Source organism: Bacillus rugosus (assembly GCF_023238245.1).
GTDB lineage: Bacteria > Bacillota > Bacilli > Bacillales > Bacillaceae > Bacillus > Bacillus rugosus.
The window spans coordinates 513,923-529,414 of sequence record NZ_CP096590.1 but is presented as its reverse complement, the minus strand read 5'-3'; the positions used below and the strand labels follow the sequence as shown (position 1 = coordinate 529,414).

Below are 15,492 nucleotides of genomic sequence, written 5' to 3'. Positions count from 1 at the left end.
AGTGCTTTTATTTTACCATAGACAGCGATACTCTGCCTTTTTGTACATCTACGCCGTCAACCCAAACCGTCACAATATCGCCGACGGATACGACATCAAGAGGATGCTTGACGAATTGATTGCTGAGTTTTGAGATATGCACAAGCCCGTCTTGTTTGACTCCAATATCAACAAACGCTCCGAAGTCCACTACATTGCGCACGGTGCCCTGCAGTTCCATTCCCTCTTTCAAATCTTCAAGTTGAAGGACGTCTGTTTTCAGCAAAGGCTTAGGCACCTCATCGCGCGGATCGCGTTCTGGCCTTGTCAGCTGTTCACAAATATCTTTCAGGGTGATTTCACCGATTCCCAGCTCTTGTGCCGTTTCAGAAAGCGCCAGCTGATTGATTTTGTCCTTCAATTCCGCCGTGCCGATTTGTTCTGTTGAAAGGCCGAGCTTTTTCAATAGCGCTTTTGTTTCTTTGTAGCTTTCCGGGTGGATGCCTGTTCTGTCCAAAGGCTCTGTCCCTTCCTGCACTCTTAAGAAACCGATACACTGCTCATAGGTTTTCGCACCAAGTCTCGGGATGTCCTTCAATTCCTTTCGATTCGAAAACTTCCCGATTTCCTCACGTTTTTTGACAATGTTGCCTGCGACAGACTTTGATAATCCCGCTACATATTGAAGCAGCGCGGCGGATGCTGTGTTGACGTTTACTCCCACCTGGTTAACGACAGTTTCGACAACGAACCGCAGAGATTCATTTAATCGTTTTTGGCTGACATCATGCTGATACTGTCCGACACCAACAGATTTTGGATCGATTTTCACGAGTTCTGCCAGCGGGTCTTGAAGTCTTCGCGCAATAGATACGGCACTGCGCTCTTCAACCTGAAGCTCGGGAAATTCTTCCCTGGCAAGCTCAGAAGCCGAATATACGCTTGCTCCCGCTTCATTGACGATCACATAATAAATGTTGCGCGGCATGTCCTTCAGTACATTGACAATGAATTGCTCTGTTTCTCTGGATGCCGTGCCGTTTCCGATTGCCACCATCTCGACTTGATGCTGCTCTAGAATCGCTTTGACTTTCTCATGAGCTTCTCTCGTTTTGTTGACTGGCGCATGCGGATAGATCACATCAATTTTCAAGACTTTTCCGGTCTCATCTGACACAGCGAGCTTACAGCCAGTTCGGAAGGCTGGATCAACACCGAGAACAGTTTTGCCTTTCATCGGCGGCTGAAGCAGAAGCTTTCTCAAGTTCTCAGAGAAAATGTGAATGGCCTGCTCATCCGCTTTTTCTGACAGCTCTTTTCTGATTTCACGTTCTATTGCCGGCTGGATCAGCCGTTTATAGCTGTCTTCAATCGTTTCCTGCAAAATCTCTTTTACGGTTGTTGAGCGGTTTTTGATGATTTGTTTTTCTAAATACGCCTTAATGTGATCCGCTGGCGGTTCGATCGATACCTTTAAAATGTCTTCCTTTTCGCCGCGGTTCATCGCCAGTACTCTGTGCGGAACGACTTTTGCGATGGGCTCTTCATACTCGTAATACATTTCATACACATTTTTCTCGTCAGTGTCTGCCGACTTTCCTGCTGCAGATTTAATGATTCCTTTTTTAAAGGTTTCCTGGCGAATCCACTTTCTGAAACTTGGCTCATCTGAAATTTGTTCGGCAATAATGTGCTTGGCGCCTTCAATCGCTTCTTCCCGTGTAAACACTTCTTTTTCTTCGCTGATGTATTGGTCTGCGGTTTCTGCCAGACGGTTATCTTGCGGAAGTGTCAGGATATAGTCGGCAAGCGGCTCGAGGCCTTTGCTTTTCGCGACTGTCGCCTTTGTTTTGCGTTTTTGTTTATACGGCCGGTAAAGGTCTTCCACTTCCTGAAGCTTCACCGAGTGCTCGATTTTTCGCTTTAAGTCATCTGTCAGTTTATCCTGCTCTGCAATCAGCCTGATGACTTCTTCTTTTCGCTGATTCAGGTTTTGTATGTATTGCCAGCGTTCAGAAATTGTCTGAATCTGAACCTCATCCATTGAACCCGTCTGCTCTTTTCGGTACCGGGCGATAAACGGGACTGTGTTGCCGTCCTCAAGCAGGCGGATGACACTTTCAACGTGTTTTTGTGACAAACCTATTTCTTTCGCAATTTGCTGTTTTAAAAGGGCTGACGTTTCCATGTAACCAAAGCCTCCAATTTTGTCGTTCTTTCTCTAGTGTATCAAAAACCGAAAAAAACACATAAAAAAAGAAGCCGGTATTCCAGCTTCTCGTTTTCTGACTTCCTAGGACAACTGTCCAAGAATATAGGTCAGATCATCTTTTCTCGATGTCGTATACATTTTCAGCGAATTCGATATGTCTACTACCGATTGGCCTTTTTTTAAATGGGAGCGGATATCGGGCACGTTGAGTCCATCTGTATGTATAATGAACTTTGAACCCTTTTCATAGGTGGCGGTGTGCGTTTTGTATTTTTGCGGCTTGCCTGATAAATAGCCTGAAATCGGCAGAGGATAAAAGCTTTCACCAGACGGGGAATGCAGAATAAACCGTACGTTTCCGACAGAGCAGTACGTAAACTGTCTTTGGTCAAAATTGATTTTTAGGATAGATGCTGTTGCGCCTCTTTTGTTTTTCATCGCCTGATTACAGCGTTCGATAATGCTTTGTACGTCTTCATTCGCATAGTTTTCCACTAAGTCTTTGATGGCTGCAGAAGATTCGTTGGCAAGCGATCCGCTTCCAAGTCCGTCAGCTACCGCACAAATTAACTCCTTATCATCAGCTTTCATAAAAAAGCTGTCGCCGCAAATCGATTTTCCTTCTTTATTCAGTTGGTATACAAGAGTTTGAATATGCTCGTTTTCTTCAACCTGGATCATTACATTAACTCCATCGAGGGATCTTCAATCAAGGCCTCTCTGAGCTTCTTCACAGCTTTGCGCTGCAAACGCGATACGTGCATTTGAGATATACCGAGAATGTCCCCAGTTTCTTTTTGACTTTTGTTTTGAATATACGTAAGGTCTATGATTTGTTTTTCACGGTCTGAAAGTACATGAAGCACGCTTTGCAGCATCATTTGCTGGTTGACCCGCTCATATCCGTCCTCCTGTGATCCGACGATATCAAGAATCGTGACGGTGCTTCCGTCCGCATCCGCTTCAATGCTATGGTCAACGGATAAGGCTTGATAACTTTTGCCCATTTCCATCGTTTCAAGAACCTCTTCTTCTGAAACATCGAGAAATTCGGCAATCTCTTCTACTTTCGGTGACCTTTGTGTTTCAGTCGTCAGCTGATCAACCGCCATTTTGATTCTTGGGCCGAGTTCTTTAATCCGTCTCGGCACATGAACGCTCCACGTTTTATCTCTAAGGAAACGTTTAATTTCACCGATAATTGTCGGGATGGCAAAAGCTTCAAACGATTTACCGACGACGGGATCGTATCGCTTAATCGCGCCGAGAAGCCCGATCATACCTACCTGGCGGAGATCCTCGTGAAAGCTTTTGCCTTTTGAATATTTTTTCGCAAGCATATCAACCAGATTTGTATACACCCGCACAAGCGTTTCTTGCGCCTGTTCATCTTGATTCGTTTGGTAATCGCTTATGAGCCGATCGACTTCATCCTTAGTTAGTTTCGTAGTTTTTGATGGTTGTGTCATGATCAACTCGCTCCCCATTTAAATACTTTGTCATCGCTACGGTGACACCGGAGTGATTTTGCACTCTGACTTCATCCATGAGCGTTTCCATTAAATATAGACCGAGCCCTCCTTCTGATAATTGATCAACTGTGTGCGAAGGTGTGTACGGCCCCAGATCCTGCTGCTTTTGATCGAAATCAAAGCTGTCTCCCTCATCCGCCACAATGATTTCTAAACGGTCTTCGAACACACCGAATCGTATTGACACTTCCCCATTTTTATCTTCTTTGTAAGCGTGCTGAACTGCATTTGTACACGCTTCACTGACTGCGATTTTCAGATCTTCAATTTCATCGTACGTATAGCCCATTCTGCTCGCGACGCCTGACAGTGTCAGCCTTATAATCCCTACATATTCAGGTTGGGCCGGCACTTTCATTTCGATGTAATCTGCGTTATTCTTCATTGCACTCCACCTTCTGACTTTGCAGAAATATCAATGATGTCCTTCAAGCCTGTAATGTCAAACAGACGGATCAGCCGGTCAGAAAGATTTTCAAGTTTCAGCGAACCGCCTTGTTTTTTGACTGTTTTAAAGATACCTACAAAAACGCCGAGTCCAGTACTGTCCATGTAGCTGACATCTTTCAGGCAAATTCTTAAATCAGCGCCTTGTTCTGCAAGAGGAACGAGCTTCTCTCTGAGCACCGGAGCTGAATATACATCTATTTCTCCTGCAATGTTTACTTGTATATCATTTTCGTTTTGCTTCACATCAACATTTATATTCATTACGTATCACCTCAAATTTTCCTTCAAATCACTAATTGTCTTATACCCACGGCTGGCTGATGCTAAACCTTTCTTCGCAAAACAATTAACGTAAAATCATCATGAAGCTGAAAGTCCTGCAATTTGAGGAGGCTGTCATAAATGTTTTTGACCATTTCCTGCGCGGAGGAACACATATGTTCCTCAATAAGTTTTTGCAGATCAGGACGCTCCAAGAAACCGTTTTCCGTTCTGCATTCTGTGACGCCGTCAGAAAATAAAACAATCATATCGCCCTTTTCGAGATGCTGATCGAATTGTTTGTAGTCATAATCCTGCGAGATGCCGAGAACGAGTCCTTTGGCCTCTAAATCGTAAAACATGTTGTCTTTTTGAGAAAAATAGAATCCCGGTTCATGTCCCGCTGAAGCATATGTAAATTGATGCTTGTCCATGTTGTAATTTGCATATAACATCGTAATAAACATACTCGCATCAACATTTTGTTCAACAACCCGATTCAAATTTTTCAGCACCTGAGAAGGGTGTATGCCCGTTTCCGGCAAAGAGTCCATTGCGTATTTGATCATGGACATACAAAGAGCCGCTGGAATGCCTTTTCCGATCACGTCCGCGATTGCGATATTTATGGATTCCTTGTCTTTGACAAAGTGGTAATAATCACCGCTCATCTGTTTAGCGGGCACACTGATGGCACCGATATCCAGCGCTTCTTCCTGCGGAATCTTTGTTCCGAGCAGCGTCTGCTGGACATTTGCCGCGATTTCGATTTCTGATTTGATTTCCTGCTGTATCCCTCTGAGGGTTTGATGCTCCTGATAAGCCATTCCATATCCAATCATGACTTCTATTAAAAAATCCAGCGAATGAAAAACATCTTCCGGGAGACTCGGATACAGCTCCTTCAGCACTTTTCGGTGAATACTGATGATTTCTTCCGGAGGAATTTGGTGCTCGATTGTTTTTCGGCTGAATTTTTGGGCTTGATATAAAGATGTTTCTGTTAATTCGGCTATATATCGACTAAGCAGCTGATGATATCGCTGCTCAATAACCTCCCTAAAATCCACTTTCTTACCTCCTACCGAAGCCATTTAATGGCTTGTATCTCTGTTCCTTCCCCCGCTACGGAATTTAAACTGAATTCATCCATCAGCCTTTTCACGCCGGGAAGTCCCGCTCCAAGTCCGCCAGACGTTGAAAATCCGTCTTCCATGACTTTACGGATATCAGGAATTCCCGGCCCTTGGTCTTCCGCTATGATTTTCAGGCCCTTTTTTCCTCTGTCAGAGACCTGTTCAATTCCAATCTGGCCTTTACCGGCATATAAATAAATGTTCCTGGCTAATTCTGAAATAGCCGTTGTAATTCTAGCCTGGTCTACCGTGCCGAAACCCAGTTCTTTTGCAACGTTTCGTCCCAGTTGTCTGGCGGCCACAATATCCCATTCTGTCATGATCTTTACACAGGATTGGTCGTTCATTCGCTATTCCCCCAATTCCCGCTTCAATGTCTCAAGCCCCTGCTCTAAGTCGAGCGCAGTTTCGATTTCCTCTAGTGCGATTCCGAGCTCAATCAGCGTCACTGCCACAGCGGGCTGAATTCCCGTCAAAACCACTTTTGCGCCCATTAGTTTAGACATCGTGATCACGTCGCCCAGCACTTTAGCGATAAAGGAATCAATCATGTCCACAGATGTCAGATCAATGACAACTCCGTTAGCACCTGTTTCGTATATTTTATTTAATAAGTCTTCTTGAAAGGTTAATGCGGTTTGGTCATCAAGTTCCCATTGAATGGACACTAATAAGCAATTATACAGTTTCAAGATCGGGATTTTCGGATGTCTCAAAATGTTATTCCCCCAATGAAACAATTTTTCGATCTGTCATTTCCAAAGCCGTTTGAATTCCTTTTTGCAGGGTATTCTTAGTTATAACTTGGGATAAATCGATCCCCAGGTTAACAATGGTCTGAGCAATTTCCGGACGGATTCCGGCGAGCAGGCATTTCGCTCCGACAAGCCTTACCGCTTCAGACGCTTGAATAATATGATGGGCAACCATCGTATCAACCACTGGCACGCCCGTAATATCGATCAACACGACTTGTGACCGGTGTTTGACGACGCCGTTAAGAAGATTTTCCATAATTCGTTTAGCACGTTCGGTATCAATTGTTCCGACAAGCGGCATCACAGTGATATTTTCAAACACCGGGATGAGCGGCGCAGATAGTTCCTGCAGCGCGATTTTTTGCAGTGATACTGTTTTCTCCCAAGAGATTGAGTATTGGTTGAAGATTTCTGTATTAATCGGGCTGAAAAAGCGGTCGATCTGCCAGATTAATTCCGTACTCTCTTGATCTGGCAATCTCTTATCGTTCATCTTCGTGTAGAGACGCTTCCAGAATTCAGCGAGCGCCGTAGCCAAAAACTTCAAAGAAAGCCCTATTTGAACGGCTCTAAGCGCCAGTTCACTGATTTGGCTTTCAGCAGCGCTGTCATCCTTAACAGATGAGAGAAGAATGTCGATATACTCTTTAGATATATTTTCATACACTTGGTCAGTCAGCTGATATGACTCTTGTTCGCTTAATTCTCTTAGTGTGTCAGTCCACAGTTGGAGCAGTTCATTTTGATTCTCGGCAATGAACTGGTATACAGTCTGATTCGACATCAAATTCGCTTACCTCCCAATAAAAAACAACATATTTTTTTACGTTATTTCACTATTATATCGTTTATGTTTTTTGAAAACAAAAAAAGTTGCTCTTTTTGAGCAACCTGCACATATGTCTAAAAATCAATGAGTGCCAAACTGATTTGTAAGGCTTCATCAACCTTATCCATCATTTCATCATCCAGATGAGTAATCTTATCCGTTAACCTTTGCTTGTCAATCGTCCGAATTTGCTCCAGCAAAATAACGGAATCTCTTTCAAAACCGTAGCGTTTTGCATCGATTTCGACGTGGGTTGGTAATTTCGCTTTCTGTATTTGTGCTGTTATGGCTGCAACAATAGCAGTTGGGCTGAAGCGATTTCCGATGTCATTTTGGATCACTAAAACCGGGCGCACCCCGCCTTGCTCTGAGCCAACAACAGGAGATAAATCAGCAAAATAAACATCGCCGCGTTTCACAATCAAATGATTATCCTCCGCTGACTAAGCGCTCAACTGTCGTTTCAGCCTCGCACTCCGCAAAGTGAGCCTCAGAAGAAATATTCAGGTTGATTTTCGCCATTTCCATATAGCCGCGTCTCATCAAATCACGGTTGTGACGAGTTGTTCGTTCGCTGACATACGCTCTCACTGCTTGTGATATCAGTTCGTTTCTGCTTCGTTTCTCCCGCATCGCTACACCATCCAATTCAGCTACTAGGTTTTCGGGCAAGCTGATTTTCATTTCGGTTCTTGCGCTGGATTCAGACAAAAAACATACACCTCCACCAAACTTACGGATACGACTCTTTTATCCATCCAGTGATAATGATACCATTATTCACTCTTCAAGCAAAGCTGTTTTATGAATTCTCCATTATGTGATAGCTATTTGCTTGTATTTTCCTGCAATAAAGGATTTCTTACTTCCATTATACTCCCATTTTCCAAAAACATACGGGGAACACGGGAACTAATTGTACAAGACACCTCGTAGTTGATGGTTTCGAGCCTGCCTGCAATCTCATCCATGGAAATATATTCATCCCCCTGCCGGCCTATTAATGTGACTTTTGTGCCCGGCGGGTATTCCTGATCCAGCTCCACCATAAATTGGTCCATGCAGATTCGGCCGGCTATTTTCAGCCGCTTACCCTTCACAAGAATCTCGGTTCCTTTTAATTTACGAAGCCAGCCGTCCGCGTAGCCGACAGGCACCGTCCCGATCCATGTGTCTTTTTCAGCCGTGTATTCCGCTCCATAGCTGACGCTCTCGCCTTTTCTGACCAGTTTGACATGAGACAGCGTCGAATGCAGGGTGAATGCAGGATGCAGTTCAAACGGTATTTCATCCGTAATGTCCGCTGACGGACGGAGGCCGTACATGCCAATGCCGAATCTGACCGCGTTGAAAAAGCCTTTTTTCAGACGAAGGCCAGCGGCGCTGTTCGCGCAGTGCACCATCATTTTCTTTAGCGGCAGCGGAGCAATCAGTTCTTTAAAGCGCTCATACTGCTTTAAAAAATAGCCTCTTTCTTTTTCATCCGCTGTCGCAAAATGGGTAAATGCCCCTTTGCATTTTAAACGGGGGTTGCGGTCAAGAATCGCCATTACGTGATGAACTTCTTCTTCCGTTTTAACGCCAAGCCTGTTCATCCCCGTATCGACCTTCAAATGAAAATGAAGAGAACCTTTTTTCATGTGGCGGGCGGCTTCCTGAAGCCATTCAACAGAATAACCTGTTAAGGTCAGCTCATATTCAGCCGCGATTTCCGCATACTCCGGGGGAACCGCGCCAAGCACCAAGATAGGCGCCTTCAAGCCCTTCTTGCGCAGCGAAATCGCTTCATCCAGAATGGCCACGGCCAAGCATGAAGCACCTGCGTCAAGAGCCGCTTTCGCTGTTTCTGCGTCACCATGCCCGTAGGCGTTCGCTTTTACAACTGCCATCAGATGGACATGCTCGCCGATATGTTTTTTCATGTTGCTGACATTTTCTTTTATCGCGGACAAGTCGATTTCCGCCCACGTATCTCTGTAAAAAGGTTTTGTGCTCATTATGACACTTCCTAGCTTTTATTCAATATCATTTACATATCATACTAAAATTAAAGGACAAAGGGAAACGATGTCCGACGAAAAAAAGGCCAAATCATGTTTGGCCTTTGGCGGTTATTTAGATGATTGTCCCTGCATGCTTTTCGCGACTGTCACCATTTCCTCTTTTGAAAGATCTTTAGAGGAGAGAAGGTAGTCTACGCCGTCATATGTCCATGATAATGATGCATCCGACAAGGCGCCGATAGTGTAGCCGAGATTTACCGGTTCGCCATTCATCTTAACTGAGGAAGAGGCTTTGGCAATCTGGGCTTTTTCCTGGATTAAAGTAAATGATTTTTCTCCTCCGTAGGTCATGATGATCCGCTTCCCGTCTTCAGTAGAGATATCTTTTTCTTCAAGCAGCTTTACGCCCAGCGGCAGTTCAAGCGGTGTTTTGACCGCGAACGTATCGGATGGCTTCGCGCTTGTGGCGACATCCATTTGAGAAAGAGTCATATTTTTCTTTTCGTCAAATGATTCTTTGTCGAATTGTTTATTAAATTCAAAGCTGCTGAATTCTACTTTCACCATGACTTTCCGGTCTGTATCCATCACTTTCACAGATAACGGGCTCATATCTTTTTTGTTAAACGTAATTTCTTGCGTTGGCAGCATTTTGTTATGCTGATAGTTCGTTTTTGTTTCAAATACATATTTCTTTTCTTTCGCAGTGAAAACTGCATCCGAATCGTTTTGAACATCCTTTACGAGCGATTCAAACAGGTAAACTTGGCTGCTGTTGTTCGGCCAGTCGCTTTGAAACCTGAAGCTCTTATTTAAAGACGGCGTGAGAACAAATACTCCGTTTTCGTTTCGTAAAATGACTTGATTTTGGTCCTTTTTCGGATTTTCTAAATAAACCCTGTACAGAGACGGCTTTTTGTGCCAGATTTCCACATTGTATACTTGAGGCTCACTCCCTGTCTCGATGGTCATTTTTGCTTTTGCTTTGTACGAGGTGTATTCTTTCGCCTTTTCATCTAAACCGGTCACAATATCTTGCTGCGTTTTTTGCCCGCAGGCAGAAAGAATAAGGACAGCAAGCAGTCCCGTTAAAAGCAAAACAAAGCTTTTTCTCACCTTTTTCAACCCCTTTTTCTCAATTGATGTAAAAGGAAGAAATCGCTTGTTTGACTTTAACGGTACGCTCGGTACACGTTAGACAGAACGGATGCGTACCATAAAAGCCTCAAACAACTTGTCTCCCTTAATGCACTATCAAATATATGAGTGGGGTTTCCCTAATATGCAGACTAGCTTGACAACCTTTCAATCACAACTTGCGCGGCCGCGTATTCCTTTGTATGAGTGATTGATACGTGAACGGCGGCCTGGCTCAGCTTCGCGCAAATGATATAAGGCTTGCCATTTTGGTCTTTCTTAATTTCAATGTCCTGAAAGCTGAGCTGCTTCCCTATACCAGTGCCATATGCTTTCGAGAATGCCTCTTTTGCCGCAAATCTGCCCGCGAGAAATTCAATTTTTCTTTTCTCTGAAAGCTCTTGATATTGGTAAAGCTCGCTTTGTGTCAAAATCCGCTCAGCAAATCTTTTCTGGCGGCCGGCCATCGAAGCGATCCGTTTAAGCTCGGTGATGTCTAGTCCAATGCCGTAAATCATGTGTGATAACCTCCTTTGCATACGTACTATTTGAAAGGTTTGTCTCATAAACGTGTTACTATAGAAATACCAAAATGAAGAAAAGGGGCTCGGAATGTTTATACGCACCGAAAACTTTCAAACGTTTATCAGGCTTTATCCCGTTGTCACCTTTATATTGGCCTTGCAAGCCCTTCTCTGGCTGTTTTTTTCACTCCCTGTCCATTCAGTCGTGTTATGGAGAGATGCGGTCACAGGCTATAATTTAGGCGTCGCTAACGGTGAATGGTGGCGGCTGATCACACCCGTTTTGCTGCACGCCGGTTTTACCCATCTGCTGTTTAATTCCATGTCCATCTTTTTATTTGCCCCAGCTTTGGAGCGCATGCTGGGAAAAGCGCGATTCCTTCTTGTATATGCTGGCTCCGGCATCATCGGCAATATCGGCACATATGTTACAGAGCCGCTTGATTACGTGCATGTCGGGGCTTCGGGCGCGATTTTCGGGCTGTTCGGTGTGTATCTGTTTATGGTTCTTTTTCGCAAAGAGCTGATCGGGCATGAGCATTCCAAAATGATTCTCACACTGCTCGCATTTGCCGTTCTCATGTCGTTTATCAACTCCAATATTAACATGATGGCCCATCTGTTTGGACTTTGCGGCGGGTTTCTTCTCTCGTTTTTATGTGTGCAAAAAAAAGAGCGGCGGTATTAACCGTCGCTTCAGATTGTTGACAAAATCCTAAAATGGTTTTCGTTTTAGGATTTTGTCAGCTTTTCAGCGTGATTGAAAACCCTTGAAGTCTAGGAAGGACGAGCATTTGAGCGAAGCGAATGTTCTAATTCGTGAGCATCGAAGCGCAGTCCTGACAACGAATGCGAGGGTTTGTCGGCACGCTGGAGCGGCGGTATTAACCGTCCGCTTTTTCATATGAGTACCAATTTAAAATGAAGTCTGCATCCTCTTCCCCTACATCCCTCACCGTTAACTCTTCCATATGACTCGATGATTTTACCGAGGTAGAAATCGTATACAGGCGGCCTTTCTTTTGAAAATAGGATTGGCTGAACTTGCAAACCTGCATTCGTCTTTTCAACATAATCGCGGTTGTTCTGCTGATAAATCTTGATGTCAGCTGAAGACGGTCCCCGTTGATCGTCCATGCTGCATCCTTATATGCAAGATAGCCGAAGATCAATTCAATCGGCAGCAGGATGATCGACAGATACCCCCATGGCTGAAAGTAAATACATAATGGGATGATTAAAAAGAGTGAAAAAATGACGGAACGGAACAGATATCGTTTCAACGCACGCCGAGGCAGACGGCGGACGTTTTCTTCCAGCATATATTCCGGTGTAAATGTCCGGAGCATGTGCGGAAGCTTTTTTTTATGAATCATTGGAAAAAGAATGGTCAAAGCGCCCTCTTCTTTTTCCCGGTCGCCACCGCCCGCGCTGACGATGGACACCGTCACAAAGCCGAAAAGCTGGCGGATGATGTTTTCTTTTATTTTAATGGCTTGTATTTTCCTAAGCGGAATCGTGACTTGGTGTTTTTCAATAATTCCCCTTGAAATCACCAATTCCTGCTCTTTTTTTATGATTTGAAAGTTCGCGTATTTAAACATCATACCGGCGATGCTGAACACCCAAGCGATAAATAAACCAATAAAAATGAGTACCGCGTAAATGCCGATGCTTGCGTGCTGAAGGAAGGAAAATTTATCGAAAAACCAATCCATCGGCAGCACTTCGTCAAGCTGGGTAAAAAGCGCAAATACAGCCGAGATAATCACTCCGATTCCGCCGGAGGTAGAAGCGGCCATAAGCAATTCTTTCACGTTCATCCGATAGTGCTCCTGCGGTTCGACGGCCGGAGTGTACTCCTGCTCAGCTTCAAGCCAATCTTCATCTTGTTCGCTTTCGCGCCTTTGCGCTTTTTTCTTAAAGACGGCTTCCTTGATGCGTTCGGCTTCTTCAACAGAAATAGCAGAAAGAACAGCTTCCGCCTCCTTGCCTCCACCTGCCGTTTCAATTTGCAGCTTCACAAGCTTAAAAATTTGCTGGACCACGCCCGCGCTCGTATTCATCGTTTGAATCCGATCGATCGATATGTATCGCTTTTTCGTGACAAACAATCCTTCTTCGATTCTAAATTCATCATCTTCAATTCGATAGGTAAACTTTCTCCATTTGATGATGCTTGCGGCTATAAGCCAGATGAACAGCACCCCGAGCGCAATGGCTCCGTAAAAGCGGACAGTATTGTTCGAATTGACGATATACACAAAAAAGAATGGCAGAATGATATTTTTTATCGTTTGAATAATGGTATGGCATAAATTCAAAATGACTGCCGCCGGGTGCAAGCGTTTCGGTTCAGACATCATCGTCAGTCACCCTTGCCAGACGGGATATGGAGTCTCTCAGCCGATCCGCTTCCTCCATCGCCAAAGCGGGGATCGAGTGAACGGTCGCGGCCGTGGAAATTTTTACGGTTGCCAGGTTGTACTTTTTCAGTAACGGCCCTTGTGACGTATCGACGTGCTGAACTCTGACCATCGGGACAATCACACGTGTCACCACAAAAATACCTGACTGAATATCTATTTCATGTTCATGGACTTCATAGCGCCACACTTTATGACGGATCTTTGGAATGATAAAGACCGTCACCACCGAACCCAGCAGCCAAGCCGCGCCGAGCCCGCCGCTGATCCAGTACGGCCAATGAAAATAATAGCTTAACACTGCAACTGCTATGACGATAAGCAAGCAGACAGCGGATATGATGATTTCTTGAAGTCGCCAAACCTTTAATCCATCTGGACTGATTTGGTTTTTTGGCTGGTCTCTCAAAATACCTACCTCCCGTTTTTTCGTCATTACTTATACGTCTCTTAGACAGAAAGGTTTCATTCTTAAGCATACAGAGAAAAGCCGCATCCGTCAGCTGAAAGTTTGCTGAATATCCATTTGTGAACAAAAAAAGCCCAAAACGTCATGTTTTGGGCTTTTAATCGATAGAATTAGTAAGATTTTTTCTGGCGTCTGTCACCTGAAGAACGGCGATCGTTTGAACGCTTTTTGTCATAGGAAGAACGGTTGTTGCTTTTCCCTTTTCCGCCGCGGTAGCCGCCGCCTTGTCCGTCTCTGCGTTTAGAAGAGCGTTGGTTCTTGTAGCGTTTGCTGACCATCGGTGCTTCGTCTGTTAAGCGAACCGGTGTGTTGTCCGGCTCTTTTGTAGACATTTTGATAGCCGCCGCAACCACTGTTACTGCATCATGATCTTCAAGCAGCTCAGCTGCTGCTGTCATGTAGAAGTTCAGGTTGTTTTCACTGATTGCCGTGCGAAGACGTTCAACAGTAACCTGCTGCTGGCCTTCTAACGCTTCATCAAGTGTAGGCTCCTTCATGCGGTCCATTTTGCGTTTTGTCGTTTGTTCAATTGCGCGAAGCATACTTTTCTCACGCGGTGTAATAAACGTCATCGCCATACCTGTTTTTCCTGCACGGCCTGTTCTTCCGATACGGTGAACATAGCTTTCAGGATCTTGAGGCACGTCGAAGTTGTACACGTGTGTTACGCCTGAGATATCAAGTCCGCGAGCGGCAACATCAGTTGCGACAAGCACTTCGATTGCGCCTTCTTTAAATTTGCGAAGCGCAACCATACGTTTCGCCTGCGTTAAGTCACCATGAATTCCTTCAGCCGCATATCCGCGAAGGTTCAGAGCTTCAGCCAGCTCATCGACACGGCGCTTTGTGCGTCCGAATACAATCGCAAGCTCAGGAGACTGAATGTCAAGAAGACGAGTCAGTGTATCGAATTTTTTGCGCTCTTGCACTTCTAAATAGAACTGCTGAATGTTAGAAACCGTCATTTCTTTTGCTTTTACTTTTACGTGTTCCGGCTCAGTCATGAAGCGCTCTGCAATGCGTTTGATCGGCGCTGGCATTGTAGCAGAGAACAGAAGTGTCTGATGCTCGCTCGGCACGTTTGAAAGAATAGATTCAATGTCGTCAATGAATCCCATGTTCAGCATTTCATCGGCTTCATCCATTACAACAGTGTTAACAGTGTTTAAACGGAGAGTACGACGATTGATATGATCAAGCAGACGTCCAGGTGTTCCCACAATGATATGCGGATTTTTCTTTAACGCCCGAATTTGCCGTCCAATATCCTGTCCGCCGTAAATAGGAAGAACTTTAGCACGCTTATCCTGTCCGATTTTATATAATTCTTCAGATACTTGAATGGCTAATTCACGGGTTGGCGCGATTACGATTGCTTGAATATTAGGAGACTCGGGGTTGATTTTCTCAACAAGGGGTATACCAAACGCAGCTGTTTTACCTGTACCTGTTTGCGCTTGTCCAATGACATCTTTATTTGAAAGTCCGAGCGGAATCGTTTGTGCCTGAATAGGCGTTGCTTCTTCAAATCCCAAGCGATTTATAGCTTTCATGAGATCAGAACTTAAATTAAAATCTTGAAACGTTATAGTCAAATTATTCAAACTCCTTCTAATTGCTGTTTCAGTAATGTCGTGATTTACCACTAAAAACTGCCCCTTACACAAAAAGGACAGGTCCATACGTATACAAAGCCCGAATTACTTCTAAGTTTTATCTTACCATTACACTATTTGTTTTTCAATAAGATGAGAAGCAGATCGACTTCTCAATGTG

General features: G+C 44.4%; 18 protein-coding genes. 1 reads left to right on the top strand and 17 read right to left on the bottom strand.

Annotated features, from left to right (window positions below; genetic code table 11):
* Window positions 1-7: 7 nt before the first annotated feature.
* From M0696_RS02690 to acpS, 14 genes are all read right to left on the bottom strand, one after another.
* Complete coding sequence (locus M0696_RS02690; protein WP_166854219.1) at window positions 8-2,167, bottom strand: Tex family protein; 2,160 nt, start codon at window positions 2,165-2,167, stop codon at window positions 8-10.
* Between the two features lie 105 nt (window positions 2,168-2,272).
* The gene (gene rsbX, locus M0696_RS02685) at window positions 2,273-2,872 is read right to left on the bottom strand and encodes a phosphoserine phosphatase RsbX (RefSeq protein ID WP_166854220.1); all 600 of its coding nucleotides are present in this window, start codon (window positions 2,870-2,872) and stop codon (window positions 2,273-2,275) included.
* Window positions 2,872-3,660 carry an RNA polymerase sigma factor SigB gene (gene sigB, locus M0696_RS02680; RefSeq protein WP_003225200.1) on the bottom strand — a complete coding sequence of 263 codons (789 nt, stop codon included), beginning with the start codon at window positions 3,658-3,660 and terminating at the stop codon, window positions 2,872-2,874. The genes rsbX and sigB overlap by 1 nt, the downstream gene beginning before the upstream one ends.
* Entirely contained in the window at window positions 3,626-4,108 is a 483-nt protein-coding gene (rsbW, locus tag M0696_RS02675) for an anti-sigma B factor RsbW (protein ID WP_003225198.1), read from the bottom strand. Before rsbW ends, sigB begins: the two co-directional genes overlap by 35 nt.
* Window positions 4,105-4,434, bottom strand: a complete 330-nt coding sequence (rsbV, locus tag M0696_RS02670; protein WP_014662855.1) for an anti-sigma factor antagonist RsbV — start codon at window positions 4,432-4,434, stop codon at window positions 4,105-4,107. Before rsbV ends, rsbW begins: the two co-directional genes overlap by 4 nt.
* Window positions 4,435-4,496: 62 nt before the next feature.
* Entirely contained in the window at window positions 4,497-5,504 is a 1,008-nt protein-coding gene (rsbU, locus tag M0696_RS02665) for a phosphoserine phosphatase RsbU (protein ID WP_248602455.1), read from the bottom strand.
* A gap of 11 nt (window positions 5,505-5,515) precedes the next feature.
* Window positions 5,516-5,917 (bottom strand): serine/threonine-protein kinase RsbT, encoded by a 402-nt coding sequence (rsbT, locus tag M0696_RS02660; protein ID WP_014112733.1) that lies wholly within the window; start codon window positions 5,915-5,917, stop codon window positions 5,516-5,518.
* 3 nt (window positions 5,918-5,920) lie between these two features.
* Window positions 5,921-6,286: an RsbT antagonist protein RsbS gene (rsbS, locus tag M0696_RS02655; RefSeq protein WP_003225190.1), complete on the bottom strand. Its 366-nt coding sequence runs from the start codon at window positions 6,284-6,286 to the stop codon at window positions 5,921-5,923.
* A gap of 4 nt (window positions 6,287-6,290) precedes the next feature.
* Window positions 6,291-7,115, bottom strand: coding sequence for an RsbT co-antagonist protein RsbRA (rsbRA, locus tag M0696_RS02650; RefSeq protein ID WP_166854223.1), 825 nt, complete (start codon window positions 7,113-7,115; stop codon window positions 6,291-6,293).
* Between the two features lie 116 nt (window positions 7,116-7,231).
* Window positions 7,232-7,582 (bottom strand): type II toxin-antitoxin system endoribonuclease NdoA, encoded by a 351-nt coding sequence (ndoA, locus tag M0696_RS02645; protein ID WP_003156187.1) that lies wholly within the window; start codon window positions 7,580-7,582, stop codon window positions 7,232-7,234.
* A 4-nt stretch (window positions 7,583-7,586) separates the two neighbouring features.
* Window positions 7,587-7,868, bottom strand: a complete 282-nt coding sequence (gene endB, locus M0696_RS02640) for a type II toxin-antitoxin system antitoxin EndoAI (RefSeq protein WP_003225183.1) — start codon at window positions 7,866-7,868, stop codon at window positions 7,587-7,589.
* 116 nt (window positions 7,869-7,984) lie between these two features.
* Window positions 7,985-9,154 carry an alanine racemase gene (alr, locus tag M0696_RS02635; protein WP_222143581.1) on the bottom strand — a complete coding sequence of 390 codons (1,170 nt, stop codon included), beginning with the start codon at window positions 9,152-9,154 and terminating at the stop codon, window positions 7,985-7,987.
* Window positions 9,155-9,268: 114 nt separating this feature from the next.
* Complete coding sequence (locus tag M0696_RS02630; RefSeq protein WP_166854225.1) at window positions 9,269-10,285, bottom strand: LolA family protein; 1,017 nt, start codon at window positions 10,283-10,285, stop codon at window positions 9,269-9,271.
* Window positions 10,286-10,449: 164 nt separating this feature from the next.
* Entirely contained in the window at window positions 10,450-10,815 is a 366-nt protein-coding gene (gene acpS, locus M0696_RS02625) for a holo-ACP synthase (RefSeq protein ID WP_166854226.1), read from the bottom strand.
* Window positions 10,816-10,909: 94 nt separating this feature from the next.
* Here acpS and M0696_RS02620 point away from each other — a divergent pair, with 94 nt between their 5' ends.
* On the top strand, window positions 10,910-11,509 hold the full coding sequence (locus M0696_RS02620; RefSeq protein WP_166854227.1) for a rhomboid family intramembrane serine protease: 600 nt from the start codon (window positions 10,910-10,912) through the stop codon (window positions 11,507-11,509).
* A gap of 196 nt (window positions 11,510-11,705) precedes the next feature.
* Here M0696_RS02620 and M0696_RS02615 read toward each other — a convergent pair whose 3' ends face one another.
* The 3 genes from M0696_RS02615 to cshA all read right to left on the bottom strand — a co-directional run bounded on the left by M0696_RS02615 (window position 11,706) and on the right by cshA (window position 15,311).
* Entirely contained in the window at window positions 11,706-13,187 is a 1,482-nt protein-coding gene (locus M0696_RS02615) for a PH domain-containing protein (RefSeq protein ID WP_222143580.1), read from the bottom strand.
* Complete coding sequence (locus M0696_RS02610) at window positions 13,177-13,656, bottom strand: PH domain-containing protein (RefSeq protein ID WP_014112728.1); 480 nt, start codon at window positions 13,654-13,656, stop codon at window positions 13,177-13,179. Before M0696_RS02610 ends, M0696_RS02615 begins: the two co-directional genes overlap by 11 nt.
* A 170-nt stretch (window positions 13,657-13,826) precedes the next feature.
* Window positions 13,827-15,311, bottom strand: coding sequence for a degradosome RNA helicase CshA (cshA, locus tag M0696_RS02605; protein WP_166854230.1), 1,485 nt, complete (start codon window positions 15,309-15,311; stop codon window positions 13,827-13,829).
* Between the last annotated feature and the right edge of the window lie 181 nt (window positions 15,312-15,492).